This window comes from Streptomyces sp. NPDC004838 (assembly GCF_053600955.1).
Map to the genome: position 1 here is coordinate 1 of NZ_JBSGAW010000078.1, position 1,439 is coordinate 1,439.

Sequence of the window (1,439 nt, forward strand, 5' to 3'; positions counted from 1 at the left end):
CTAGTAGTACTTCGTTAGGTCGATTTGGTGGTGTGGTGTTGGTTCGGGCATGGTGGTGCGGTGGACTTGGGGGAAGTTGAGGAATTGCGGGGCGAGTTGGCCGCGTTCGTGGCCGAGGTGTTCGCTTCGGTGCCGCGCCGGGATCAGCGGGCGAAGGGCGACTGCTATCTGCGTGGGCTGATGCTGGACGGGCGGAGGAAGTCGGTCCAGCCGATGGCCGAGCGGTTGCCGGACGGGGACATGCAGGCCCTGCAGCAGTTCGTGAACCAGTCGCCGTGGGACCACGGGGCGGTGCTGCGGGCGGTGGCGGTCAAGACGGTGCCGGTGGTCGACCCGGTGGTGTGGGTGATCGACGACGTGTCGTTCCCCAAGGACGGCCGGATGTCGGTCGGGGTGGCCCGGCAGTGGTGCGGGGCCCTGGGCAAGCAGTCGAACTGCCAGGTGGGGGTGAGTCTGCATGCCGCGTCCGACACCGCGTCCGTGCCGGTCTCCTGGCGCCTGTTCGTTCCCGCCGAGTGGCAGGACGACACGGAACGCCGGGCACGGACCGGCATGCCCGGGGAAATCGGGCACCGGGAGAAGTGGCGCCTGGCCCTGGACCTGATCGATGAGGCGGTCAGCTGGGGCCTGGAGCCGAAGGTGATCGTCGCCGACGCCGGCTACGGCCAGGTCACCGCGTTCCGCCATGGCCTGGCCGAACGCGGGCTGGACTATGTCGTGGCCGTCCGGTCGGATGAGTCCGCGCACCCGCAGGACGCGGTCCCCACCACTGGGAAGTGGAGCGGGAGGGGCCGCAGACCCGCCTCGCGCTACCGGGCCGGGTCCAGCTCGCTGCGGGTCCTGGCCGCCGACGGCGGACGCACGGCGTTCCGCCGGTCCACCTGGCGCCACGGCTCGAAAGGCCCGATGCGCTCCCGGTTCCGGGTGCTCACGGTCCGGCCGGCGGGCGTCGCGGCCCGTACCCACGCCATGGGCCAGGCCGGCGGAGCGGCCGCCTGGGACGGAGTCCTGCCCGAGGCCACCCTGCTCAGCGAGTGGCCCGCCGGCGAGAAGGCTCCCGCCGGCTACTGGCTCACCAGCCTGCCCGCCGGCACCCCACTGCGGCGACTGGTCCGCCTCGCGAAGATGCGCTGGCGGATCGAGCACGACTACAGAGAGATGAAACACGGCCTGGGCCTGGACCACTTCGAGGGCCGCACCTGGCGCGGCTGGCACCACCACGTCACCCTCGTCACCGCCGCCCACGCCTTCCTCACCCTCCGCCGGCTCGACCCAAAAGTCCGAGCACCGGCCTGACCCTCTACCAGGTCCTCCACCAGCTCCAGGACCTGCTGAGCTGCTGGACCGGTGTCTGCCGAACCTGCCAACGCCCGCTTCCCAGAAGAAGATCCACAAACCGCACCCCACAAACCACCCCGACTTAACGAAGTACTACTAGA

General features: G+C 70.3%; 1 protein-coding gene. It reads left to right on the top strand.

The window, feature by feature from the left end:
• Positions 1 to 60 precede the first annotated feature (60 nt).
• Positions 61 to 1,296: an IS701 family transposase gene (locus tag ACWEFL_RS36095; RefSeq protein ID WP_451721353.1), complete on the top strand. Its 1,236-nt coding sequence runs from the start codon at positions 61 to 63 to the stop codon at positions 1,294 to 1,296.
• Positions 1,297 to 1,439 lie beyond the last annotated feature (143 nt).